Here is a 23,790-nt window from a genome sequence, read left to right as displayed (position 1 = left end):
AAAACCCTTGAAATATCAGGTTCCACCCACGTAGGGGTTGCTCTGGCGTTCGCGCCCGAAGCTGCTCTCGGGCCCGTGCCCGGGGATGAACACCGTCTGGTCGCCCATGGGCCACAGGCGCTGGGTGATGCTCTCGATGAGCTGCTCGTGGTTGCCCTGCGGGAAGTCGGTGCGGCCGATGCTGCCGGCGAACAGCACGTCGCCGACGAAGCAGCGCTCGATCTGCGGCGCGTGGAACACCACATGGCCCGGCGTGTGGCCCGGGCAGTGGCGCACGGCAAGCTGCTCGTGGCCGAGCTGCACGGCATCGCCGTCGTGCAGCCAGCGCGTGGGCGTGAAGCGCTGCGCGGGCGGAAAGCCGAACATCACGCTCTGCTGCGGCAGGCCGTCGATCCAGAACTGGTCGCCCGGGTGCGGCCCGATGATGGGAATCTGCAGGCGCTCGGCCAGTTCGCCCGCGCCGCCCGCATGGTCGATGTGCGCGTGCGTCAGCCAGATCTGGGCCAGTTGCAGCCCGCGCTGGCGGGCCGCGTGCACGATCTGGTCGATGTCGCCGCCGGGGTCGATCACGCTCGCCTGGCCGGTGGCATCGCACCACAGGAGCGAGCAGTTCTGCTGGAAGGCGGTGACGGGCAGGGTCAGGTAGTGGAGCATGGCGCCGGAGAGGGAAAAGGCGGGGGTTTCAAACGTTGGTGGCAGCGACGACCTGGGGCATGTCCGTCAGGCCCTGCAGGACCTTCTCGATGCCGTCCTGGCGCAGCGTGCGCATGCCCGCAGCCAGGGCGGCGAGGCGGATGTCCGTGGCCGAGGCGCGGCGGCGGATGTGCTGGCGGATGATTTCGTCGCTGAGCATGAGTTCGTGGATGCCCAGCCGCCCATGGTAGCCGTGGGATTCGCACTGGCTGCAGCCACGCGCGCGCCAGAGGGTGAGGGCGCCGCCCTCGCCGCCATAGTCCTGGCGCCAGCGCGCCACCAGGGCGTCGCGCGCGCCGGGGCTGTGCGTGGCGGCGCTGCTGTCCAGGTACTGCGCGGCCAGGGCCTGCACCTGCTCCTCGCTGGCCGCGACGGGCTCGCGGCACTGCGTGCACAGGCGCCGCACCAGGCGCTGCGCCAGGATGGCGAGCAGCGAATCGGAGAAGTTGAAGGGGTCGAGCCCGATCTCCAGCAGGCGCGCGATGCTCTCGGGCGCCGAGTTGGTGTGCAGCGTCGAGAGCACCAGGTGGCCGGTGAGCGAGGCCTCGATGGCGATGCGCGCGGTCTCCTCGTCGCGCATCTCGCCGATCATGATGACGTCGGGGTCGGCGCGCAGAAAGCTGCGCATGGCCGCGGCAAAGGTCCAGCCGATGCGCGCGTTCACCTGCACCTGGCGCAGGCCGCTCTGCGTGATCTCGATCGGGTCCTCGGCCGTCCAGATCTTGCGGTTGGGGGTGTTGAGGTCGCGGATCACGGAATGCAGCGTGGTCGTCTTGCCGCAACCCGTGGGGCCGACGACCAGAACCAGGCCATAGGGTTTCTGCACGGCCTGGCGCAGCGCCGCGAGGTTGCCGGGCGACAGGCCGATGTGCTCCAGCGGCAGCGGCTTGGCGCCGGCGAGCAGGCGCAGCACCACGTCCTGCAGGCCGTGCGCCGTGGGGATGGTGACCACGCGCAGCTCCACCGGGGGCCCGCCAAAGCGCGCGAAGTCGATCTTGCCGTCCTGCGGCTTGCGGTGCTCGGAGATGTCCATGCCCGCCATGATCTTGATGCGCGCGACCATGGCGTAGCGAAAGCGCGCCGGCAGCTCCAGGTAGGGCACGAGGTCGCCGTCGATGCGCAGGCGCACGCGCAGCTTGTGCGGCGCGGGCTCGGTCTCGATGTGGATGTCCGAGGCGCGGTGCGCAATGGCCTCGTCGATGATGGAGTTGATCAGGCGCACCAGGGTGTTGTCCGACTCCGAGACCACGTCGGCCGCAGCGGCATCGGACTCCGCGGGCAGGCTGTCGAGGTTGCCAAGCAGCTCCTGCGCGCTGGGGCGCGCATTGCCCCGGGCCGCCCCACCCGCCGGTGCGCGGCCGCCCGCCGCCGGGGCGGGCGCGCCTTGCGCCTGCACGCTGTAGGCCTTGGCGATGGCCGGCATGAGCGAGCCCGGCGCGGCCTGCAGGGGCAGCACGCGCCGCTGGCTCAGAAAGCGCAGTTCGTCGAGCAACGTGCGGTCGCTGGGGTCGGCCATGAGCACCACCAGCGCATCCTCGCGCACCAGCAGGGGCAGCACCGACTCGCGCTCGGCCACGCTGCGCGGTATCAGCGCCAGGGCAGCCGGGTCGGGCGGCAGTTGGCCCGGGTGCACCACGTAGGAGCCCAGCCAGGCCGCGATGGCCTCGCGCAGCTGGTCCTGCGAGAGGTGGCCCTGGTCCACGAGGATCTGGCCGATCAGGCGCTGGCGCCCGCGCCCGCGCTCGTCCTGCTGCATGGCCAGCCCCTGGTGCAGGTCCGGGGCGCGCACCAGCCCGGCGTGGATCAGCGCTTCGCCCAGGTGCCGCGCCTTGCCGACCACGGGGTGCGGGGAGCTCACCAGGGACCACAGCGCATCGGCGCTGCGCGGCTCGAAGTACGGGGTCGATGTGGAATCCGAGGCGCTGGGGGCGGTCATGGCGAACGGGGGCGCGGGTGGAACAAGGCCCTGAGGTTACAACATGCAACGCCGGCCCGTGGGCACGGCCCCGCCGTCCGTGCGCCCGCGCGATCTCACAGCGCCAGCTCGTAGTCGATGCACAGGGGCGCGTGGTCGCTGAACTTCTGGTCCTTGTAGATCGCGGCGCGGCGCGCCTGGGCGGCCAGGGCGGGGGTCGCGATCTGGTAGTCCAGCCGCCACCCCACGTTGTTGGCGTAGGCCTGGCCGCGGTTGCTCCACCATGTGTAGCAGGTGTCGGTGGTGTCGGGGTGCAGGTGCCGGTAGACGTCCACCAGGCCGCCTTCGGTCAGCAGTTGCGTCATCCAGGCCCGCTCCTCGGGCAGGAAGCCGCTGTTCTTCTGGTTGCTGCGCCAGTTCTTCAGGTCGATCGCCTGGTGGGCGATGTTCACGTCGCCCACCAGGATGAACTCGCGCTCGGCGCGCAGCGCCATGAGCTTGGGGTACATCAGGTCCAGGAAGCGGAACTTGGCCTGCTGGCGCTCCTCGCCCGAGGAGCCGCTCGGGAAGTAGCAACTGACCAGGCTGAGCCGGCGCCCGGGCCGGTCGTAGCGCGCCTCGACCCAGCGCCCCTCGGCGTCGAACCCGGCGTCGCCCAGGCCGGTGATCACGTCCGAGGGCTCCTCGCGCAGGTACAGGCCCACGCCCGAATAGCCGGGCTTTTGCGCACAGTGGAAATGCCCGGGCATGTCCCCGATGCGGTCGTACGCGCCGCTGATCTGGCCCGGCTGGGCCTTGATCTCCTGCACGCCGACGGCGTCGGCCTGCTGCTGGCCTATCCAGTCGAAAAAACCCTTGGCCGCTGCCGAGCGGATGCCGTTGAGGTTGGCGGTCACTATGCGCATCATGCGCACTATGCTACCGGAGCAGGCGCCGCCGGGACAAAAGCGTCCGAGAAGCAGGCATCCTCATGCAGGCCCTGGGCGATGAACGCGGGCACGGCGGCATCCACCATGCGCACCGAGCCGCACAGGTAGACCTCATAGCCGCTCAGGTCGGCAAAGTCCGCGAGCATGGCCTCGTGCACCAGGCCCGTGCGGCCCGTCCAGCCGTCGCCCGGCGCGGGCTCGGACACCACCGGCACCACGGTGAAGTTGGCATGCGCGCGCTGCCATTCCTCGCAGTGCTGCAGCATGTACAAGTCCTGGGGCTGGCGCACGCCCCAGTACAGGCGCATGGTGCGCTGCACGCCGCGGGCGAAGGCGTCTTCCACGATGCTCTTGATGGGCGCAAACCCCGTTGCTCCGGCGACGAACAGGATGGGCGGGTCGCTCTCGCGCAGCGTGAACTGGCCGCGCGGCCCCTCGAAGCGCAGCACGTCGCCCACCTTCATGCCCTCGAACACATAGGTGGTGAAGCGCCCGCCCGGCACGAGGCGCACATGCAGCTCGATCTGGCGCCCCGCCTGGGGCCGGTTGGCAAACGAGAAGGCGCGGCGCTGGCCGTCGTCGAGCAGGATGTTGATGTACTGGCCCGCCAGGAAATCCAGGCTCTTGCCGTCGGGCAGCTCCAGCACCACCAGCATCACGTCCTCGGCCAGACGCTCCATCTGCACCACGGTGGCGCTGTGCACCTCGGGCGCCTGGGGCTGGGCGCCGATGTCGTAGGCGACCTCGATGGCCATGTCCTCGCTGGGCTCCATGCAGCACATGAGCGCCTGGCCCCGGGCCTTCTGGGCGCCGGAGAGGGCGCTCGCCTGGTAGGGGCGCTGCTCATAGGCCCCCTGCGCCACACTGCACACGCACAGGCCGCAGCCGCCGTTGCGGCAGTCGTAGGCCAGGGTCAGGCCTTCGCGCAGGCCGGCGTCGAGGATGGTCTCGCCCTTGCGCACGGTGATTTCCGCGCTCTCGCCCTGCTCGCCATGCACCACGATCTGGAACTTGTTCTTGGCCCCCCGCCCCCAGCGCGGCGGCAGCCAGGGCAGCAGGGCCAGCAGCACCGAGGCGCCGACCACCAGCGCCCACACCCGGCCCAGCGGCCACTCGGTCAGCAGCGGGAACACGGCCATGTAGAACCAGTCCAGCTCCACGCTGGTCACGGCCTTGGCCAGGTCGCTCACGCCGCCTTGCACGCGCACCGGCGCGACCAGCGAGAGCACGAGCATGGTCAGCAGCAGGCCGACCACGATGGGGCGGGGCGGCGTGGTACGGGCCTTGGGCACGCGCTGCACGTGGATCCACATGACCATCAGCACCACCAGCGGAATGCCCAGGTGCATGAACGACAGCAGCGTGAAGAAGCGGCTGCCGACATGGTCCGAATAGAGGAAGTTGCGCATCAGCGTGCCGTTGAAGATGGGCAGCGAGTCGAGCCACTCGAACGAGGTCACGGTGACGTACTGCGCCAATTGGTCCCAGGGCAGCATGTAGCCGTTCACGCCCGAGGCGTAGACCATCCAGATCAGCATCACGCCCGTGACCCACGAGAACCAGCGGAAGCCGTGGTAGCGGTCGAAGGCGAAGTAGCGCAGCATGTGCAGCACCATGGTGAGCACCATGGCGTCGGAGGCATAGCGGTGCACGCTGCGCAGGATGCCGCCGAGCCACCATTGCTTGTCCGTCAGCGCCACGACCGAGGTGTAGGCCTCGGGAATGCCCGTCTCGAAGAACACGTAGAGGTACAGGCCGCTGGCCCCCACCACCCAGAACAGGAAGAAGGTGATGGCGCCGAGGTGGTAGAAGGGGTTGATGCGGTCGCCGAAGGCGGCGTTGAACAGCCCCTCGACGCGCAGGAACAGCCACTGCAGCAGTTCTTGGAATTTCTTGATCATTTCGGGATTCCCTTCAGGCTTGGGCCGCTGGAGCCAGCGGCGCGCGGATGGCGCGGATCACCACCACCACGAACAACAGGCCGCCGATGATGGCGATGAGGCCGCCCAGCCCCATGAGGCCCATGCCAGCCACTTCGGCGGTGCTGCGCAGCACCTGGTCGGCGCCCGCCACCTTGCGCTGCACGCCATAGCCGCCGGACCAGACCAGGCCGATGATGTGCATGAGCTGGCCGATGCCGTAGAGCCAGGGCTGCCAGGTCGCCAGGCGCCCCTGCGGCGCCTGGTAGCCCAGCGCGGGCAGGATGCGGTAGACCGCGCCCATGAGCGCCAGCGTCACGCCGACGATGCAGCCGTGGTAATGCGCCGGAATGCGCACATTGCTGCCATTGATGAACACGCCGATGATGCCGCCCGCGGCAAACAGCAGCACCGAGGACAGCAGCGCCGCACGCAGCGGGCGCAGGGCGGGCGCCAGGCCGCGCAACAGCAGCACGCCAAAGACCACGGCCAGGCCCACGGGCACGATGGCCGGCCCGCCGCCCAGGCGCATGGCCCAGGTCAGCAGGTTGCGGTGCTCGACGGAGGCGACGTCGTACGCCAGATAAGCATAGGGCGTGACGAAGACACCGGCCAGCGCCAGCAGGAACAGCAGCACCGTGACGCGCGGGCTCACCAGCACGCGCGCACCGCAGGCGCTGGCCAGCCACAGCCAGGAGACGAGCATGAGCAGCGTCCAGGTGAACTGCAGGGCATGGCCGCCGCCCCAGAACAGGATTTCGTAGTACGCCTTGCCCGCCAGGGCGGTGGGCAGCACGGCCCAGGACCAGGCAAAGCACAGCAGTGCGACGGCCGTGGCGACGGCCGCCGAGCTCAGACCGAAGTCCAGGGCGCCGCGGCCGTCGTAGTCCAGGCCGATGCGCGGTGCCGCCAGCATGCCGCGCAGTGTGAGCAAGGCGGCCCCCGCACCGAACACCACCAGCCCGGCGAGAAACAGCGGCGACTCCAGCACCGGGATGTAGTTGGCCATGATGGGCTCGCCCGGATCGAGGAACGGCGCCAGCGCCATGGCCAGTGTGCCGGCCCCCGTCACCCACAGCGCCAGCCAGCCCATGCCGGCAGCGCGCCGCGTGCCATGCAGGCTCCAGAGCAGGCCGGCCAGGGCCACGAACCAGACGAGGACCGACAGATCCACGTGGAGCACGAGCGAAATATGGAAGAAATTGGCCGCAGGCAGCCATTGGTTCACATAGGGCGTGCGCGAGACCACGAGCAGCACGGAAAAAATGCCCGACCCGATGAGCGCGGCCAGCCCCAGCCAGAGCCAGCCGCGCGCCAGCGCACGGCGCGCATCCTGGGGCACGCTCAACTGGTAGTCCGCACCCGCAGCGGCGGGAGGCAGCGTGGCGGCGCGCCCTGGCGCCCGCCCCGGTATGGAAGAAGCACTGGCGCTCATTGCAGAACAATGCCTCCCTTGTCCGGGTTGTAGTCGATCACCAGCACCTGCGCGCTGCGCAGGGTGACGGTTTCCTCGCGCTGGGCCGTCAAGCCCTCGGCCGCCTTGTTGTCCTGGAAGCGCACGGCGATGCGGTGCTCGCCCGCGGGGATGTCGATGCGCTGGTACACCGTGGATGCGCCGTCGCGCGACAGGCCCGAGGGCAGGGCGGTGTGGCTGAGTACGTTCTTGCCGTCGATGTCCACCTCGATGTGCACGGGCGAGCGCTCGCGTTCGCACTTCATCGCCTTGCGCATGTTCTTGGCCATCTTGGCCTGCTCTTCGGCGGTGTACGGGCGGCAGTCGGCAAGGCGCGCGCCATGGTGGATGAAGCTGACCTTGACCTGCGCCATGTCCGGCGCCAGCGGGTGGTACACGGGCCAGCGCGAAAACACCCCGAGCGCCACGGCAAAGCCGCCGTAGAGCAGGGCCTGGCCGGTCCAGTTGAGTGCGCGGTTCATCACTGTTTCTCCTCTTCAAGGGGGGCGCCGGCCATGCACTGGCGGCGCAATTCGTCCACGGCAGCGGCAAGTTGCTGCTCGTCGCCCGGATCGCACCAGGCGGTGCGCCAGCGTTCGGCCGGGACCGAGCGGCGCAAATGGGGTTCTCTGGCGCCCGTGAGGCGCTCGGCCGTCCAGCGCTGGCCCAGGCGGAACTCGCAGCCGCCCGCACGGCAGCCGCTGATCAGCACGCCGTCGGCCCCGGCACGCAGCGCGTATTCGACGAACGAGGGCGGCAGCATGCCGGCGCACACCAGGCCGAAGTGCAGCACATCGTCGGCCGCGGTGCGCACGCGCGCGCCCTGGTCGCAGCCGAAAACCACCAGGCGGCGCGGCCCCGGCATGGCGCGCAGTTGCGCCACCAGTTGCTGGCGCAGATCATTCACCGGCCATTGCGGCATGTCGATGCCCGTCACCAGATGCTCGGCGCTGCGAAACGGCGTGGACGATGGACAGGCCCCGGCGCAGATGCCGCAGCTCGCGCACAGGTCGGCGCGCACCTCGGCCAGCCGCATGCCGCGCTTGCCGTTGGGGTGGGGCACCATGGTGATGGCCGAGTAGGGGCAGTCGTCGAAGCAGCGCGCGCAGCCGCTGCAATGCTCCGGGTGCACCACCGCCACCGCCGGGCGCGCCGGTGCCGGCCACAGGGGCGGCAGGATGAGCAGGCCAAAGGCCAGGGCCAGCAGCCCCCAGACCGTGTTGGCCGAGGTGGCATCGGCGAGCGGGTGGATGAACAGCACGAACCAGTCCAGCGCCAGCGCCGTGGGCACGGTGGACAGGTCGGCCGGCCCCTGGCTGTGCACCGGCAGCGCCAGCGCCAGCGCCACCAGCGTGAGCACGCTGCCCCCGGCGAGGGCGCGCGGCGGAAATACCTGGGCCAGGCTGATGCGCTGGATGTGGAACCACAGGCCGAAGATGAGCAGCAGCGGCACCCCGATGTGGATGAAGACGAACAGCGTGAACAGGCGGTCGTTGAGGCTCACGGCGCCGAGGAAATTGCGCGCCAGCGGCGATGCCAGGAAGGGCAGGGCGTCGATCCACTCGGCCGTGGCCACCACGGAATACTGGCCCAGGCGGTCCCAGTTGAGCCAGAAGCCGCCCACGCCGCTCACGAAGGCCAGCGCCACCAGCGGCACGCCGGTGAGCCAGGAGATCCTGCGGAAATGCCGGTAGCGCCCCAGCGCCCATTCGCGCACGATGTGCGCCAGCATCACCACGAGGAAGGCGTCGGTGGCGTAGCGGTGCACGCCGCGCAGGACGGTGCCCAGCATCCAGGGCACGTCGGCGAGCGCGGCGATGGAGCGGTAGGCCCCGGCGGCCGAGGTGTCGAGGACGATGTAGAGGATGGTGCCGCTGGCCACCAGCAGCCACAGCAGCATGAAGCCCAGCGCCCCCAGGTGCTTGAGCGGGTTGAGCGCGGCGCCGAAGGGGGCGTCGAAGGCGTGTTCGAGCTGGCGCCAGAGAGCGGCGGAACGGGAAACCGGGGGCGGCGGGGCCGGAATGCGGGAGCCTTCGGGGGCGAAGGCCGTACCTGGCAAAAGCATGGATCTGGCGCGCGTCAGGCGCTGCGCACCCCTTTGTTGCGTGCGCTTTGCCGGCTCGAGCGCCATTCGTTGAAGAAAAAGGCCAGCATCAGGACAAAGAAGGTCACGCCGCCGGCGATCTGGAACGGCAGGGTGTAGTCGACCTTGTAGGCCCCGGTCTTGGGGTCGTACACGGTGCACAGGATGCGCACCCGGTCCATGAGCTGGTCGATCAGCTCATTGGTTTGCACGGGCTGGCCGGCCAGCAGCATCTTCAGCGGCTCACCCAGCTCCGCGGGGGCGATGGACTCGCCGTACACCTGCCGCACGATGCGCCCTTCGGCGTCCAGGATGGAGACCTGCAGCACATGGTCGAAACCCGCGGGCGAAGCCTGGAACACGAACCCGAAGTCGGTCGCCAGCGCAGGCACGATGGCCGATGGCGGGCTCAGGAAATCCCAGTTCGGGGTCTTGATGCCGTACTGGGTGGCAAAGGCCTTGAGCGCCTGGGGACTGTCGGCCGGCTGGTTGAAGCCAATACTCACCACATTGAACTGGTTCGGCCCCACGCTCTTTTGCAGGCCCTCGACGGTCTCCTGCAGCGAACGCGTGGTAGTGGGGCAGACCTGGAAGCAGCCGGTGTAGATGAAGCTCACCAGCAGGGGTTTGCCCCGGAAGGAGGAGAGGGCCACGGGCCGGCCCTCGCGGTTGAGAAGAATATGCTCGCCCACCTGCCGCCCGATGGCCGCCTGGCTCAGGCGCAGCGCCTGTTCACGGTCCAGGCCCAGATCGGTGGATGGCTGCGCGGGCGCCGAGGCCAGCGCTGCGGGCAGCAGCGCCAGCGCCAGGCCGCAGGCCGCGATGGTGCGGCAGAGGCGGGGGAGCAGCGACCTCGTCACGGCCCGCCCCTCAACGCAGCACGGCGTCGATGCAGGCAGCGACCAGCAGGACGCTCAGTTGCACCAGCGATGCAAAAAACGAACCCATGGCCGTGGCGCGCGCAGGCTGGCGCGCCAGTTGCCAGGATTTGCGGACGAAGTGCAGGCCGCCCAGGAGGGCGCCCACACCATAGACCGGCCCTGCGCCATAGGCCAGGGGCAGCAGCGAGGCGATGAACAGCGCCACGGTACTGGCCAGCACCGTGCGGGCCGCACTCTCGGGGCCGACGACCACCGGCAGCATGGGCACGCCTGCCTGCGCATAGTCGTCGCGGTTGGCAATGGCCAGGCTCCAGAAATGCGGCGGCGTCCAGAGGAACAGCACCAGGGCCAGCAGCCAGGGCAGCGGCCCGAGCGCCGGATCGACGGCGGCCGCCCCCGCGAGCACGGCAAAACTGCCCGCCAGCCCCCCGATGACGATGTTCATCGGGGTGCGGCGCTTGAGCCACAGGGTGTAGACCACGCCGTAGAAGAAGGCGCCCAGGAACACATGGAGCGCCGCCACGCCGTTGAGGGCCAGCCAGGCCGCCGCCACCGCGGCCGCCAGCAGCACGGCCATGAGGCCGAGCCAGGCGGGGTGGTGGGGCAGCGCGCCGGTGACGAAGGCGCGCTTTTTCGTGCGCTCCATCAGGCGGTCGCTCTGGTATTCGACATACTGGTTGAACGCCCCCGCGCTGGCCGACGCCAGCAGCACCGACAGCGCCAGCACCAGCACCTGCGCGAGGCCGAGTGCCGGGCCGGGCGTGACGGCCATGCCCACGAGCGCGGTGATCATGATCAGCACCCCGATGCGCAGCTTGAACAGCGAGATGACGTCACGCGCCAACTGCGCCATGCTGCGCCCGGAGGGCTTGAGCGTGGTGGTGTGCATTGCCCAGGGTTCCGATCAGCTCAGGCCCCACAGCTGGCTGAGGTACTTCCAGTTGACGAAGTAGTACAGCACGAAGGACACGAGGAAGAACATGGCCAGCACGAAGGTGCCCGGCGCCACGAAACCGGCGGAGCCGTAGGTCTGGGCGGCCGCCGTGGGCGCAGCGCGCGAGACGGGCGTGAACCTGGGGCTCACGGCACCGGCGTCGAGCTTCTTGCCGAAGAACACCGAGCCCACGGTGATGAGCACGTAGGCCGCACCCCCGACGATGGCCACGATGCCGCTGATGCCGACCAGGCCCATCATCAGATAGGCGGCACCGGGCCACTCATAGGCCAGGGCGTGGCCGCTGAAGGCCATGTCCCAATGGCGGCGCGAGACGCCCAGCGTGCCGGCACCCATCATCACCAGCGAGAAGAAGTACATGGAGAAGCCGAACAGGTAGGGCTGGATCTTGGCCAGGCCGGGCAGGATCATCTCGCGCTTGAAGAGCACGGGGATGAGGAAGTACGTCAGCGCCATGAAGGTCAGCGTGGTGCCGATCACCACGGTGGCGTGGAAGTGGCCCGGCACGTAGATGGTGTTGTGGATCAGCAGGTTGAGCTGTTCGGTACCCATCATCACGCCGGAGATGCCACCCAGGAAGCCGAAGCCCACGAGCGCGATGAACACGCCGGAGAACGTCGGGTTGCCCCAGGGCGCCTTGCGCAGCCACTCGAACAGGCCCTTGTTGTAGCCCTTGGCGCGCTGCGCGACTTCCATGGCGCCCGGGATGGACAGCGCGTGGATCATCGAGGCCAGCACGGCGAAGTACATGAAGTAGCTGGTGTTCACCACCTTCCACTCGGTGCTGATGCCGGGGTCGGCCAGCAGGTGGTGGGCACTGGCAAGCTGCAGGAACAGGATGTACAGCAGGAAGGCACCGCGGCTCACGCGTTCGGACATGGGCTTGGCACCGAAGGCGATGGCCGCCACGGCATACCAGATGGAGATGTGCGCCGCCACGTTGATCTGCTGCGAGGAGTGGCCCAGGGCCCACCAGATGGTGCGGTAGATCAGCGGATCGACGTGGTCGAGCAGGCCGATGGACTGGAAGAAGGTGGGCACCAGGATGATGGCGCCCGACAGCAGCGTGAACACGGCGATGATGGCCGCGGTGGTGGCGCCGAAGGTCACCAGGGGTACCGAGCCTTCATAGGTCTTCTCGCGCTTGGCCACGACCAGGGTGCCGAAGAACACCGCGCAGGCGATGAGCGCACCCACGGCGAACAGGATGATGCCGAGGTAGAACGACCAGTGCGCCATCATGGGCACGTAGGAGGTCATCATCACGCTGGACTCGCCCTGGAACACGGCCACGTTGTTCATCACGGCACCGACCAGCATGAGCACGTAGGCGGCCCAGGCGATCTTGGGTGTGGCGATGCGACAGCGCAATAGCGTGGATGAGGCGAAATACAGGACGGCGACTTCGAAGAAGATGATCCAGAAGATCAGCATGTCGATGCCGTGGGCCGTGAGCACCATGTAGAAGGTGTCGGCCGCGAGCCAGTGCACCGCGGGCCAGCGCGTGAGCACCACGCCGATGGCCAGCAGGCCGCCGACGAGCAGTGCCACCACGGCGGTGACGGCGTTGATCTTCATGAGGCTCTCGGCCTGGGCCTCGAACTGCAGGCCCGAGCGCGGGCAGGTACGGTAGGTGGTTTGAACGGTCATGGTATTCCCCGCATTACTTCACGTAGATGCGACCCACCATCTCGTGGTGGCCGATGCCGCAGTACTCGTTGCACACGATGGAAAAGGTGCCCGATTCGTTCGGCGTGACCTTGATCACGTGCTCGTAGCCTGGCACCACCTGGATGTTGATGTTGGTCGGCTGCAGCGAGAAGCCATGGTTGTAGTCCATGGAGGTCAGGTGCAGCTTGTAGGTCTTGCCCTTTTCCAGTTCGAGAATGGGCCACCAGTTCCACAGACGGCCGATCAGGTACACGTCGGAGCCCTCGGGCGGGGCGACCACGGGCACGTTCTGTTCGGTCTCGGTGCGCACGGTGTACTTGTCCACCACGGCCTGGGCCTGGGCGGAGAACTTCTCGGGCGTGGTCTTGTAGGTTTCCGTGGCCAGGTTCTGTTTGCCGTAGATGTGCCAGAACACCATCATGAAGAACAGGACCATGCACCAGACGAAGGCGATGCCTATCCACACGGCTTCAAGACGGTCCAGCGGGTGCTTCCACCACAGCCGCTCCGAGGGAGGGAGTATTGCGCTCATGGCTGGGTTCCTTTTCTTATTTGGCCAATGGGATGGTCAGAATGTCGATGACGCCCCACAGGTTGTAAATAATCATGGGGAACATCACGCCCAGAAACAGCAGCAGGAACGGGCTGTCCAGCAACTGTTGCATGAACGGAACTTTTTCGTTCTCGTCGTCATGGTGGTTCATGGTCTCTTCTCCTAGGTAAGCTTTTCAGCACCTTGCATTCTTGACCTTTGCTGTCGGGCAAAACATGATTTGCATCAATGTTTCGCGGAGGGTACGCCTGTAGCGCTCCCATGACAAGACGGAACTTCGCCAGGAAATCTGATTTTATGCACGTGAAATGCATATTTCTGCAATCTCCCGCCCCGTGCCATGGCCTTGGCCAGGGTCGCGCACTTTGTCTCTTTTCAACCACAAATACCTGGAATTCCTCCCATGTCCTTGACTGAAACACCCCTGGAGCGCCGCCAGCGCCTGCTGCAGCGCATGGCCTGGGTGTGCGTCGTGATGGTGCTGTGCATCACCAGCCTGAGTGCCTACCTGCGCCTGTCCAAGGCGGGCCTGGGCTGCACGCCCTGGCCGCAGTGCTACGGCCAGGCCCTGCAGACGCCGGCCGCCGAGGCCGCTGGCGCCGAGGCCGCCGCCCGCCTGGCCCACCGCGTGATCGCCTCGGCGGCGCTGGTGCTGGTGCTGCTGATGGTGCTGACCGCCCTGGGCAGCCGCCCGGCGCTGGGGGCGCAGGGCCGCATGGCGCTGGTGCTGCTGGGGCTGGCGCTGTTCCTGGCCGTGCTCGGGCGCTGGACGGCGCAGTCGCGCCTGCCGGCCGTCACCCTGGGCAACCTGCTGGGCGGCTTTGCCATGGTGGCCGTGAGCGTGCGTCTGGCCCTGGCCGCCGGTCGGCCCGGTGGCGGGACCACGCCGCTGGCGCCCTGGGCCTGGCTGGCGGCGGCGCTGCTGCTCGCCCAGGCGGCGCTGGGCGGCCTGGTGAGCGCGGGCCATGCGGGCCTGAGCTGCCCGGCCTGGGGCGCCTGCGACCTGAGCGCAGGCACCTGGCAGGCGCTGCACCCGTGGGTGGAGCCCGCCGCCGGGCTGCTGCCCACGCAGGCGGGCGGCGCCCTGGTGCACCTGCTGCACCGCAGCTGCGGCCTGGCGCTGGTGGCGCTGCTGCTGGTGCTGGCCTGGCGCGCCCGGCGCGCCGGGCAGCGCGGCGCGGCGCGGCTGCTCGTGCTGCTGCCGCTGGCGCAGGTAGCGCTGGGCCTGGGCCTGGTGGGCCAGGGCCTGCCCCTGGCGCTGGCCCTGGCGCACAACCTGGTGGCGGCGCTGCTGCTGGCCCTGCTGCTGGGCCTAACGCTGCCGCCGCGTGCGCGCACGCTGTCACCTGCGTTGTGACAGCGCGGGGCGCAGGCGCCCAGAATGCGCCATGGACTTCGCCCCTTCTGCCCGCACCCAGGCGCTGCGCGCGCGCCTGGACGCCTTTCTCGAGCGCTACCTGCTGCCGCACAACCCGGCCTGGCACCAGTCGGTGCAGGACGGCGTCTACCCGCCGCCCTTCCTGGAAGACCTCAAGACCCTGGCGCGCGAGGAAGGCCTGTGGAACCTCTTTCTGCCCGGCCTGCGCGCCGACGAGCCCGGCACGCGCCTGACGCACCTGGAATACGCGCCGCTGGCCGAGTCCATGGGGCGCCTGCCCTGGGCGGCCGAGGTCTTCAACTGCAGCGCGCCGGACACCGGCAACATCGAGCTGCTGCACCGCTTTGCCAGCCCGGCGCAGCGCGCGCAGTGGCTGCAGCCGCTGCTCGAAGGGCGCATGCGCTCGGCCTTCGCCATGTCCGAGCCCGACGTGGCCTCCTCCGACCCCACCAATCTGCAGACCACGGTGCACCGGGAGGGCGATGCGCTGGTGCTCAACGGCCGCAAATGGTTCATCACCGGCGCGGCGCACCCGCACTGCCGCCTGCTCATCGTGCTGTGCCGCAATACCCCCGCCGAAGACGGCGCCAGCCCCCACGCGCAGCACAGCATGGTGCTGGTGCCGCGGGACGCGCCCGGCGTGCAGGTGCTGCGCAATATTGCCGTGCTGCACCACCACGCCCCCGAGGGGCATTGCGAAATCCTGCTGCAGGACGTGCGCGTGCCCGCCAGCCACCTGCTGGGCGCCTGGGGCGCGGGCTTTGCCATGGCGCAGGCGCGGCTGGGGCCGGGGCGCGTGCACCACTGCATGCGCACCATCGGCCAGTGCGAGCTGGCCCTGCAACTGGCGGCCGAGCGCGCCCTGGAGCGGCGCAGCTTCGGCAAGTACCTGAGCGAGTACGCCAATGTGCAGGACTGGCTGGCCGAATCGCGCATCGAGATCGACCAGGCCCGCCTGCTGGTGCTGCAGGCGGCCTGGATGCTGGACCAGGGCGAGGCGCTGCCCGCAGCCGCCGTGCGCGCCCAGGTCGCGGCCATCAAGGTGGTGGCGGCGCGCCTGCAAAGCCGCGTGCTCGACCGCGCGATCCAGGTCTTCGGCGCCATGGGCCTGTCGCCCGACACGCCGCTCGCCCAGTTCTGGACCTGGGGCCGCGCGCTGCACTTCATGGACGGACCGGACGAAGTGCACCTGCGCAGCGTGGCGCGCCACGAGCTGGCGCAGGCCCGCACGCGCCTGGGCGCGGGCAGCGCCTGGTTCACCACGCCCGAGCAGATGCGCGCGCCGCCGCGCATACGCTGACGCGCCAGGGCATGGGGATAATGGCCGGCAGGACGAACCCCGGGGCCTGTGCCCTTGACACACCATGCACTCCCTCACCCTGCGCTTTCTGGCCTCCCACACCACCGGCCTGCATGTGGGCACCCGCATCAACGGCGGCACCGTGCTGCACTGGGTGGACGAAGCGGGCCTGGCCTGCGCCACCAGTTGGGCCAAGGGCCATTGCGTGACGGCGCTCATCAGCGGCGCGCGCTTCGCGCATCCGGTGCACACAGGCGACCTGATCGAGGTGCAGGCGCGCCTGGCCTACACCGGCCAGACCAGCATGGGCATCGCCGTGGAGGTGTACCGCTCCAGCCTGCCCGCAGGCGAGCCGCAGCAGGTGCTGCAATGCGCCTGCGTGTACGTGGCCGTGGATGACGCCAACCAGCCGCGCCCCATCGATACCTGGAACCCCGAAACCCCCGGCGACATGGCCCTGGCCGAGCAGGTACGCGCCCATGTGGTGGCGGCGCGCGCCGTCTGAATTTGAACCAAAAACGGCTTTTGCGCCCGCCCAGCGGGCGCAAAAAGCTACTTTTTTGATAGCAACCATGGTTTCTGCCTCCTCTTGCGACAGCGTCGCCCCGTCCCTGCGCGCCGCCCAGCCCTGCCTGTGGACATCCCCCCACCACCCGGCCGAGGCCCCGGCCGCCACCGCGGCGGTGGTGGATGCGGCGGCCATGCACGCGGCCGCCGCGCGGTTTGAGCGCTTCGCCCCGCTGCTGGCCGAGCTGTTCCCCGAACTGCAGGCCAGCGGCGGCCAGCTCACCGCCCCCCTGGTGCCCGCCCACGCCCTGGGCGCCGCGCTGGGCCTGGGCCCCGGGCAGGGCGCGCTGTGGGTACAGTGCGACCACCTGCTGCCCGTGGCCGGGTCGATCAAGGCGCGCGGCGGCATCCATGAGGTGCTCGAACACGCCGAAACACGCGCGCTGGAGCGGGGCCTGATCGCCCCGGGCGGCGACTACCGCCCGCTCGCCACGCCCGCGGCGCGCGCCGTGCTGCGGCGCTACCAGGTGGCCGTGGGCTCCACGGGCAACCTGGGCCTGTCGATCGGCGTCATGGCGGCGGCGCTGGGCTTTCGCGCCGTGGTGCACATGTCCGCCGACGCCAAGGACTGGAAGAAGGAGCGCCTGCGCCTGCGCGGCGTCGAGGTCGTGGAGCATGCCGGCGACTATGAGCAGGCCGTGGCCGCAGGCCGCGCCCTGGCGCAGCAAGACCCGATGTGCCACTTCGTGGACGACGAGCGCTCGCTCTCGCTGCTGCAGGGCTACAGCGCCGCAGCCCCGGCCCTGGCGCGCAGCCTGGCCGCGGCGGGCATCACCGTGGACGCCACGCACCCGCTGTTCGTCTACCTGCCCTGCGGCGTGGGCGGCGCGCCGGCGGGCATCGCCTGGGGCCTGCGCCAGGTGCTGGGCCCCTATGTGCACTGCTTTTTCGCCGAGCCGGTGCAGGCGCCCTGCTTCCTCGTGCAAATGCTGGCCGCGCCGGGCACGCACCCCTCGGTGCGCGACTGGGGCCTGACCAACCAGACCGAGGCCGACGGCCTGGCCGTGCCGCGCGCCTCGCTGCTGGCCGCCGAGCTCATGCGCCCGCTGCTCGCGGGCGTCTATACGGTGCAGGACGAGACCCTGTTCCAGCACCTGGCGCTGGCGCACGATGTGGCCGGCCTGCGCATCGAGCCCTCGGCCGCCGCCGGCTTCTCGGGCCCGGGCATGCTCACCGGCACGCCGCAGGGCCGCGCCTGGCTGCGCACGCAGGGGCTCGACGCCCACCTGCCGCGCGCCACGCACATCGCCTGGACCACGGGCGGGCTGTTCGTGCCCGAATCCGAATACGCGCGGTTTTTGCACCGCGGACGCGCGCAGCCGCCAGCGGCCAGCGCTTGAACTCAGGAGCCTCACACCATGGAACCCTTGGATTTCGTCGTCGTCGGCGCGGGCATCGCCGGTGCCAGCGTGGCCTGGCAGCTGGCCGCCACCTCGCGCGTGCTGCTGCTCGAGCGCGAGGCGCAGCCCGGCTACCACACCACAGGGCGCTCGGCCGCGCTCTATATGGAGACCTACGGCACGCCGCGCATCCGCGCGCTCACGCGCGCCAGCCGCGCCTTCCTCGACCAGCCGCCGCCGGGCTTCTGTGACAGCCCCATCCTCTCGCCGCGCGGCGTGCTCTACGTCGCCGGGCCGGACCAGATGGACCTGCTGGAGGCCACCTGGCAGGAACTGCACCCGCATTCGCCCAGCCTGCGCCGCCTCACCCCCGCCGAACTGGTGCAGCGCGCGCCCTGCCTGCGCCTGGAGGCGCTGGGCGGCGGCCTGAGTGAATCGGGCGCGGCCGACATCGACGTGCATGGCCTGCACCAGGGCTACCTGCACGGCCTGCGCCAACGCGGCGGCAGCGTGCGCATGAACGCCGAGGTCACGGCGCTCACGCGCGCGGGCGGCCTGTGGACGGTGCGGCTGCAGGACGGCAGCAGCGTGCAGGCGCGCACCGTGGTCAACGCCGCCGGCGCCTGGGCCGACGTGGTGGGCCAGATGGCCGGCGCCGCGCCCATTGGCCTGACGCCCTGCCGGCGCACGGCCTTCACCTTCCCCGCACCCGCGGGGCTGGACCTGCCCAGCCTGCCAGCCATCATCGCCGTGGACGAGAGCTTCTACATCAAGTCCGACGCGCGCCAGTTGCTGGGCTCGCCCGCCAACGCCGACCCCATGCACCCGCACGACGTGGTGCCCGAGGAGATCGACGTGGCCACGGGCATCTGGCACATCGAGCAGATGACCACGCTGCAGATCCGCCGCCCCTCGCACACCTGGGCCGGGCTGCGTTCCTTCGTGCCCGACGGCGACATGGTGATCGGCTGGGACGGGCAGGTCGAAGGCCTGTTCTGGGTGGCCGCGCAGGGTGGCTATGGCATCCAGAGCGCGCCGGGCTACGCCCTGCTGGCGCGCAACCTGCTGCTCGGCGAGCCGCTGGACGCGACGCTCGTGGCCGAAGGCGTGGATGCCGAGGGGCTGTCGCCCCAGCGTTTGCGCTAGCAAATCAGGAGCATCCTGCGCTTGTCAGTATTGGTTTTCAGCGTCAAATGTTGCTGAAAACCAGTATTTACAAGCGCTACCAGCTCCTATTTTTGATGACTTGTCAGGGCAAGGGGATCGCCGCCTGCAACAGGTTGCGCGTGCGCTGCGCCTCGTGGCGCGCGGCGGCGGCGAAGTCCGCGCCATGGCTCGCGTAGAGGATGGCGCGCGAGGAGTTGACGATGATGGGCCCGTTCTGGCGCCAGCCCGCGCGCACCGTGGCGGCGGCGTCGCCCCCCTGGGCGCCCACACCGGGAATGAGCAGCGGCACCTGCGGCGCAATGGCGCGCACGCGCTCGATCTCGGCCGGGTAGGTGGCGCCCACCACCAGGCCGAGCTGGCCGTTCTTGTTCCACGGCCCCTGCGCCAGGCGCGCGATGTGCTCGTAGAGCAGCGGCTGGCCGTCCTCGCTGGCCAGCCGCTGGTTCTGGAAGTCGTCGCCGCCGGGGTTGGAGGTGCGGCACAGCAGAAAAGCGCCCTTGCCGGGGTAGCGCAGGTAGGGCTCGACCGAATCGAAGCCCATGAAGGGCGAGAGCGTGACCGCGTCGGCGCCGTAGCGCTCGAAGGCCTCGCGCGCATACTGCTCGGCGGTGGAGCCGATGTCGCCGCGCTTGGCGTCCAGGATCACCGGCACATGCGGCGCGTTGGCGCGCAGGTGCTGCATCAGGCGCTCGAGCTGGTCCTCGGCGCCGTGCGCGGCGAAGTAGGCGATCTGCGGCTTGAAGGCGCACACCAGGTCGGCCGTGGCGTCCACGATGGCGGCGCAGAAGTCATAGATGCGGCGCACATCGCCCTGCATGCCCACGGGAAAGCGCGTGGGTTCCGGGTCCAGCCCCACGCAGAGCATGGACTGGTTGCGCGTGGCCGCGTCGCGCAGCATGTCGAGGAAGGTCATGGGCGGATTTTATGCAGAGCGCTCGAAATGGAACACCGCCGTCCCCGCGCGCGCATTGGGCAGAAAGCGCACGACCTCGCCGTCCTGCAGGCCGAAGGAGTCCAGGATGCGCAGCCGGTTCTTCTGCGCCAGCACCTCGAAGTCCTTGTAGGTGCCGACGCGGATGTTGGGCGTGTCGTACCACTGGTAGGGCAGGCGGCGCGTGACGGGCATGCGCCCGCGCAGCACGGACAGCCGGTTGGGCCAGTGCGCGAAGTTGGGGAAGGCGACGATGCCGGTGCGGCCCACGCGCGCGGTCTCGCGCAGCATGACCTCGGCGTTGCGCAGGTGCTGCAGGGTGTCGATCTGCAGCACCACGTCGAACGAGGCGTCGCCGAACATGGCCAGGCCCTCGTCGAGGTTGAGCTGGATGACGTTCACGCCCCGGCGCACGCAGGCGAGCACGTTGGCGTCGGCGATCTCGATGCCGTAGCCGGTGCACGCGCGCTCGCGCTGCAGGTAGGCCAGCATGCTGCCGTCGCCGCAGCCCAGGTCGAGCACGCGCGAGCCTTCGGGCACGAGGCGCGCCAGAGCCTGCATGGTGGCTTTCTCGGTCATGCCCGCTCCTTTGCAATGCTATCGAAATAAGAGCTGACGACGCTCATGTAACGGGCGTCGTCCAGCAAAAAGGCATCGTGCCCGTGGGGGGCGTCGATCTCGGCGTAGCTCAGGTCGCGTCGGTTGTCCAGCAGGGCCTTGACGATCTCGCGCGAGCGCTGGGGCGAGAAGCGCCAGTCGGTGGTGAAGCTCACGAGCAGGAACTTGGCCGTGGCGCGCGCCAGGGCCTGGGTGAGGTTGCCGCCAAAGGCGCGCGCGGGGTCGAAGTAGTCGAGCGCGCGCGTGATCAGCAAATAGGTGTTGGCGTCGAAGTATTCGCTGAACTTGTCGCCCTGGTAGCGCAGGTAGCTCTCGATCTGGAACTCGATGTCCTGGGTGCTGTACTTGAGGTCGATGCCACCCCGCAACTGGCGCCCAAACTTCTCGTTCATCACGTCGTCGCTCAGGTAGGTGATGTGGCCGATCATGCGCGCGATGCGCAGGCCGCGCTTGGGGACCACGCCATGCTCGTAGAAATGGCCGCCGTGGAAGTCGGGGTCGGTGACGATGGCGCGGCGCGCCACTTCGTTGAAGGCGATGTTCTCGGCCGTGAGGTTGGGCGCGCTGGCCACCACCACGGCATGGCGCACGCGCTCGGGGTACTGCAGCGTCCACGAGAGCGCCTGCATGCCGCCCAGGCTGCCGCCCATGACGGCCGCCAACTGCGTGATGCCCAGGCGGTCGAGCAGGCGCGCCTGGGCGTGGACCCAGTCCTCCACCGTGACCACGGGGAAGTCGGCGCCATACACCCGGCCGGTATCGGGGTTCACATGCATGGGGCCGGTGGAGCCGAAGCACGAGCCCAGGTTGTTGATGCCGATGACGAAGAAGCGGTTGGTGTCCACGCTCTTGCCCGGCCCGATCATGTTGTCCCACCAGCCCTCGCTCCGGTCCTGGCCCTCGTACCTCCCCGCCACATGGTGCGAGGCATTGAGCGCGTGGCACACCAGCACGGCGTTGGAGCGCTCGGCGTTGAGCTGGCCGTAGGTCTCGTAGGCGAGGTGGTAGTCGCGGATGCAGGCGCCGCTTTGCAGCGGCAACGCATCCGGGAAATGCATCGACTGGGGCGTGGCAAGAAACGACATGAAAAAACCCGGTAACGCTAAAAACGGTACCGGGTCGGCTGTCGGACGGTCTTTAGCTGAATTTATTAAGCGCCCGCAAGCTGTGGCAAATCGGCGCGTAGGTGGCAACTATAGCACCCGGCGCCGGCCCATGCCGCCAGTACCCACGACACCGGTGCGCCCACCGCCGGCCGGTGGGTCGCGGACATGCAGCAAAAAAACCACAGCGCAGCATGGCACAGAACATGGTTTTTCGATGATAATGACGCTGCCTTTTTTGCATCCTGAAAAAGGCATCCCAGTTAGCGGTGAATCGTCAGTTTCGCGTCTTTGAAGTCGTCACAGGTTTGTTGATTGCGTAGGACTCCATCGCGTTTTTCAGTTTTTCCCCGGAGTCCCAATCATGGACAACAAACTTTATGTGGGCAACCTGCCCTACACGTTCCGCGACAACGATCTGGAACAGACTTTCAGCGCCTTCGGCGCCGTGTCCAGCGCCAAGGTGATGATGGAGCGCGACACCGGCCGCTCCAAGGGCTTTGGCTTCGTCGAGATGGGCAGCGCCGCCGAGGCGCAGGCCGCTATCAACGGCGTGAATGGCAAGAGCTTCGGCGGCCGTGACCTGGTGGTCAACGTGGCACGCCCCATGGAAGCGCGCGCACCGCGCAGCGGCGGCTTTGGTGGCGGTGGCGGTGGCTACGGCGGCGGCGGCGGCGGCCGCAGCGGCGGTGGCGGCTACGGCGGCCGCAGCAGCTACTGATCATTGCTGCGCATCCGTGCAAAGGGCCCATCCGGGCCCTTTTTTGTGTCCGGGTGCGGCATGCACACCACAGACAGTAAAAACCCTGGGTCTGCTTGACAGGCGCAGTCTCATAATCTGCGATTGCAGGGAAATCTGCTTTCGGGTTTTGCGGTGATCCTTCAGTTTCACGCAGCACGCGTCATTGAGCCAGGCTGTTTGCGCTTTCGGGACTCCATCGCTTTTTTCATGTGTTGATTTGAGGAGTCCCTGGATGGGCAACAAACTGTATGTGGGCAACCTGCCCTACAGCGTGCGTGACAACGACCTGGAGCAAGCCTTCAGCGCCTTCGGCAGCGTCACCAGCGCCAAGGTGATGATGGAGCGTGACACTGGCCGTTCCAAAGGCTTTGGCTTCGTCGAAATGGGCAGCGACGCCGAGGCCCAGGCGGCCATCAACGGCATGAACGGCCAGCCTCTGGGCGGCCGCGCCATCGTCGTCAACGAGGCACGTCCCATGGAAGCGCGCCCGCCGCGCTCGGGCGGCTTTGGTGGCGGCGGCGGCGGCCGCACGGGTGGCGGCGGCTACGGTGGCGGGCGTGAAGGCGGCTATGGCGGCGGCGGCCGCACGGGTGGCGGCGGCTACGGTGGCGGGCGTGAAGGCGGCTATGGCGGCGGCGGCCGCAGCGAAGGCGGCTTCCGCAGCCCCTACGGCTCGGGCCCGCGCGGCGGCGGCGGTGGTGGCCGCGGCAATGGCGGCGGCGGTTACGGCGGCGGCGGCTACTGAGCGCTGCGCGCGCCCCACACCAAGCTCCTGCGGGAGCTTTTTTTCATGGTGCCGGCGGCTCGGCCTGCCGGTGCTTGCGCGGCCGCCCGGCGAGCAGGCGGTCAAAGAGCCCGTTGGGCAGCAGGCGCAGCAGCTTGGCCACCACGCCCATCTGCCAGGGAATCACGCCATAGCTCACCCCGGCGCGCTCGGCAGCGAAGGCACGCTCGGCAAAATCCTCGGGGCGCATCAGGAAGGGCATGCGGTAGCGGTTCTGGCGCGTCAGCGGCGTGTCGATGTAGCCCGGGCAAATGGTGCTCACGCCCACGCCGGTGCCGCGCAGTTCGCCGCGCAGGCTTTCGCAGTAGCTGATGGCGGCGGCCTTGCTCGCGCAGTAGGCGCCGTGGCCCGGCAGGCCGCGGATGCCCGCCACGCTGCCTATGCCCACGAAGCGGCCGCTGCCGCGCTGCACCATGGGCGCAATGAAGGGCTGAAAGGTCGCTGCCATGCCCACGGTGTTGGTGGCGAGCACGCGGGCGAAGACGTCAATGTCCGCGCGCACGGCGGTGTCCACGCCCACGCTGATGCCGGCGTTGGCAATCACCACGTCGGGCACGCCCTGGCGCTGCAGGCAGGCCTGGCCAGCCGCGGCAATGCTGTCGATCACGGACACGTCAGCACTATAAATTTCATAGCTATCCGCGCTTATTCCCTGGGCGTCAGCCCAGTTTTTCATCTCGGATTCGCGGCGCGCGACCAGCGCCAGGCGCCAGCCTGCGCGGTGGTAGCGTGCGGCCAGTGCCTGCCCCAGGCCGCTGGAGGCGCCAGTGATGAAGACCAGGGGAGCCGGCATGGGGATGCGTCCTCC

General features: G+C 69.1%; 23 protein-coding genes. 7 read left to right on the top strand and 16 right to left on the bottom strand.

Going from position 1 to position 23,790, the window contains the following annotated elements; translation table 11 throughout:
• Positions 1–15: 15 nt before the first annotated feature.
• The 12 genes from CGR01S_RS02905 to CGR01S_RS16835 form a co-directional block, all read right to left on the bottom strand.
• On the bottom strand, positions 16–654 hold the full coding sequence (locus CGR01S_RS02905; protein ID WP_042422189.1) for an MBL fold metallo-hydrolase: 639 nt from the start codon (positions 652–654) through the stop codon (positions 16–18).
• A gap of 28 nt (positions 655–682) precedes the next feature.
• Positions 683–2,629: a GspE/PulE family protein gene (locus CGR01S_RS02900; RefSeq protein WP_042422186.1), complete on the bottom strand. Its 1,947-nt coding sequence runs from the start codon at positions 2,627–2,629 to the stop codon at positions 683–685.
• Positions 2,630–2,724: 95 nt separating this feature from the next.
• Positions 2,725–3,516 (bottom strand): exodeoxyribonuclease III, encoded by a 792-nt coding sequence (locus CGR01S_RS02895; RefSeq protein ID WP_042422348.1) that lies wholly within the window; start codon positions 3,514–3,516, stop codon positions 2,725–2,727.
• A gap of 5 nt (positions 3,517–3,521) precedes the next feature.
• A complete protein-coding gene (locus tag CGR01S_RS17250) occupies positions 3,522–5,438 on the bottom strand; it encodes an FAD-binding oxidoreductase (protein WP_042422184.1) in 1,917 nt (638 codons plus the stop codon).
• 13 nt (positions 5,439–5,451) lie between these two features.
• On the bottom strand, positions 5,452–6,891 hold the full coding sequence (locus tag CGR01S_RS02885; protein WP_042422182.1) for a cbb3-type cytochrome c oxidase subunit I: 1,440 nt from the start codon (positions 6,889–6,891) through the stop codon (positions 5,452–5,454).
• Complete coding sequence (locus tag CGR01S_RS02880) at positions 6,888–7,391, bottom strand: hypothetical protein (protein WP_042422181.1); 504 nt, start codon at positions 7,389–7,391, stop codon at positions 6,888–6,890. Before CGR01S_RS02880 ends, CGR01S_RS02885 begins: the two co-directional genes overlap by 4 nt.
• Entirely contained in the window at positions 7,391–8,974 is a 1,584-nt protein-coding gene (locus tag CGR01S_RS02875) for a hydrogenase iron-sulfur subunit (protein WP_042422347.1), read from the bottom strand. The genes CGR01S_RS02880 and CGR01S_RS02875 overlap by 1 nt, the downstream gene beginning before the upstream one ends.
• A gap of 14 nt (positions 8,975–8,988) precedes the next feature.
• Complete coding sequence (locus CGR01S_RS02870) at positions 8,989–9,852, bottom strand: SCO family protein (RefSeq protein ID WP_042422178.1); 864 nt, start codon at positions 9,850–9,852, stop codon at positions 8,989–8,991.
• Between the two features lie 10 nt (positions 9,853–9,862).
• Positions 9,863–10,762 carry a heme o synthase gene (cyoE, locus tag CGR01S_RS02865; protein WP_084690533.1) on the bottom strand — a complete coding sequence of 300 codons (900 nt, stop codon included), beginning with the start codon at positions 10,760–10,762 and terminating at the stop codon, positions 9,863–9,865.
• A 15-nt stretch (positions 10,763–10,777) separates the two neighbouring features.
• Entirely contained in the window at positions 10,778–12,478 is a 1,701-nt protein-coding gene (locus tag CGR01S_RS02860; protein WP_042422176.1) for a cbb3-type cytochrome c oxidase subunit I, read from the bottom strand.
• A 13-nt stretch (positions 12,479–12,491) separates the two neighbouring features.
• A complete protein-coding gene (locus CGR01S_RS02855) occupies positions 12,492–13,031 on the bottom strand; it encodes a cupredoxin domain-containing protein (RefSeq protein WP_042422174.1) in 540 nt (179 codons plus the stop codon).
• Positions 13,032–13,047: 16 nt separating this feature from the next.
• The gene (locus CGR01S_RS16835; RefSeq protein ID WP_169742445.1) at positions 13,048–13,203 is read right to left on the bottom strand and encodes a hypothetical protein; all 156 of its coding nucleotides are present in this window, start codon (positions 13,201–13,203) and stop codon (positions 13,048–13,050) included.
• Between the two features lie 252 nt (positions 13,204–13,455).
• Between CGR01S_RS16835 and CGR01S_RS02850 the strand changes: the two genes are divergently transcribed.
• The 5 genes from CGR01S_RS02850 to CGR01S_RS02830 all read left to right on the top strand — a co-directional run bounded on the left by CGR01S_RS02850 (position 13,456) and on the right by CGR01S_RS02830 (position 18,783).
• Positions 13,456–14,409, top strand: a complete 954-nt coding sequence (locus CGR01S_RS02850) for a COX15/CtaA family protein (protein ID WP_245616743.1) — start codon at positions 13,456–13,458, stop codon at positions 14,407–14,409.
• Positions 14,410–14,440: 31 nt separating this feature from the next.
• Positions 14,441–15,730: an acyl-CoA dehydrogenase family protein gene (locus CGR01S_RS02845; protein ID WP_042422171.1), complete on the top strand. Its 1,290-nt coding sequence runs from the start codon at positions 14,441–14,443 to the stop codon at positions 15,728–15,730.
• 64 nt (positions 15,731–15,794) lie between these two features.
• Positions 15,795–16,235 carry an acyl-CoA thioesterase gene (locus tag CGR01S_RS02840; protein WP_042422169.1) on the top strand — a complete coding sequence of 147 codons (441 nt, stop codon included), beginning with the start codon at positions 15,795–15,797 and terminating at the stop codon, positions 16,233–16,235.
• A 67-nt stretch (positions 16,236–16,302) separates the two neighbouring features.
• Entirely contained in the window at positions 16,303–17,637 is a 1,335-nt protein-coding gene (gene dsdA, locus CGR01S_RS02835) for a D-serine ammonia-lyase (protein WP_042422167.1), read from the top strand.
• Positions 17,638–17,655: 18 nt separating this feature from the next.
• Entirely contained in the window at positions 17,656–18,783 is a 1,128-nt protein-coding gene (locus CGR01S_RS02830) for an NAD(P)/FAD-dependent oxidoreductase (protein WP_042422165.1), read from the top strand.
• Positions 18,784–18,886: 103 nt separating this feature from the next.
• Here the strand turns inward: CGR01S_RS02830 and pyrF are convergent, their stop codons facing one another.
• Genes pyrF through metX form a run of 3 tightly spaced genes read right to left on the bottom strand, consistent with a single transcriptional unit; the run spans position 18,887 to position 21,438 of the window.
• Positions 18,887–19,717 carry an orotidine-5'-phosphate decarboxylase gene (gene pyrF / locus CGR01S_RS02825; RefSeq protein WP_042422163.1) on the bottom strand — a complete coding sequence of 277 codons (831 nt, stop codon included), beginning with the start codon at positions 19,715–19,717 and terminating at the stop codon, positions 18,887–18,889.
• Between the two features lie 9 nt (positions 19,718–19,726).
• Entirely contained in the window at positions 19,727–20,314 is a 588-nt protein-coding gene (gene metW, locus CGR01S_RS02820) for a methionine biosynthesis protein MetW (protein WP_042422161.1), read from the bottom strand.
• Positions 20,311–21,438 carry a homoserine O-succinyltransferase MetX gene (gene metX / locus CGR01S_RS02815; protein WP_042422159.1) on the bottom strand — a complete coding sequence of 376 codons (1,128 nt, stop codon included), beginning with the start codon at positions 21,436–21,438 and terminating at the stop codon, positions 20,311–20,313. Before metX ends, metW begins: the two co-directional genes overlap by 4 nt.
• Before the next feature lie 382 nt (positions 21,439–21,820).
• On the opposite strand from metX, the gene rbp (CGR01S_RS02810) reads away from it, so the two are divergent.
• Positions 21,821–22,177 (top strand): RNA-binding regulator, encoded by a 357-nt coding sequence (gene rbp, locus CGR01S_RS02810; protein ID WP_042422158.1) that lies wholly within the window; start codon positions 21,821–21,823, stop codon positions 22,175–22,177.
• Positions 22,178–22,430: 253 nt separating this feature from the next.
• Complete coding sequence (gene rbp, locus CGR01S_RS02805) at positions 22,431–22,943, top strand: RNA-binding regulator (protein ID WP_042422156.1); 513 nt, start codon at positions 22,431–22,433, stop codon at positions 22,941–22,943.
• 43 nt (positions 22,944–22,986) lie between these two features.
• Here rbp (CGR01S_RS02805) and CGR01S_RS02800 read toward each other — a convergent pair whose 3' ends face one another.
• Positions 22,987–23,775 (bottom strand): SDR family oxidoreductase, encoded by a 789-nt coding sequence (locus CGR01S_RS02800; RefSeq protein WP_042422154.1) that lies wholly within the window; start codon positions 23,773–23,775, stop codon positions 22,987–22,989.
• Positions 23,776–23,790 lie beyond the last annotated feature (15 nt).

Origin of the sequence: Comamonas granuli NBRC 101663, from assembly GCF_000739995.1 — a bacterium.
Classification (GTDB): domain Bacteria; phylum Pseudomonadota; class Gammaproteobacteria; order Burkholderiales; family Burkholderiaceae_C; genus Simplicispira; species Simplicispira granuli.
Note: the sequence above shows the minus strand (reverse complement) of the source record. Positions and strands in the feature narration are given on the sequence as shown.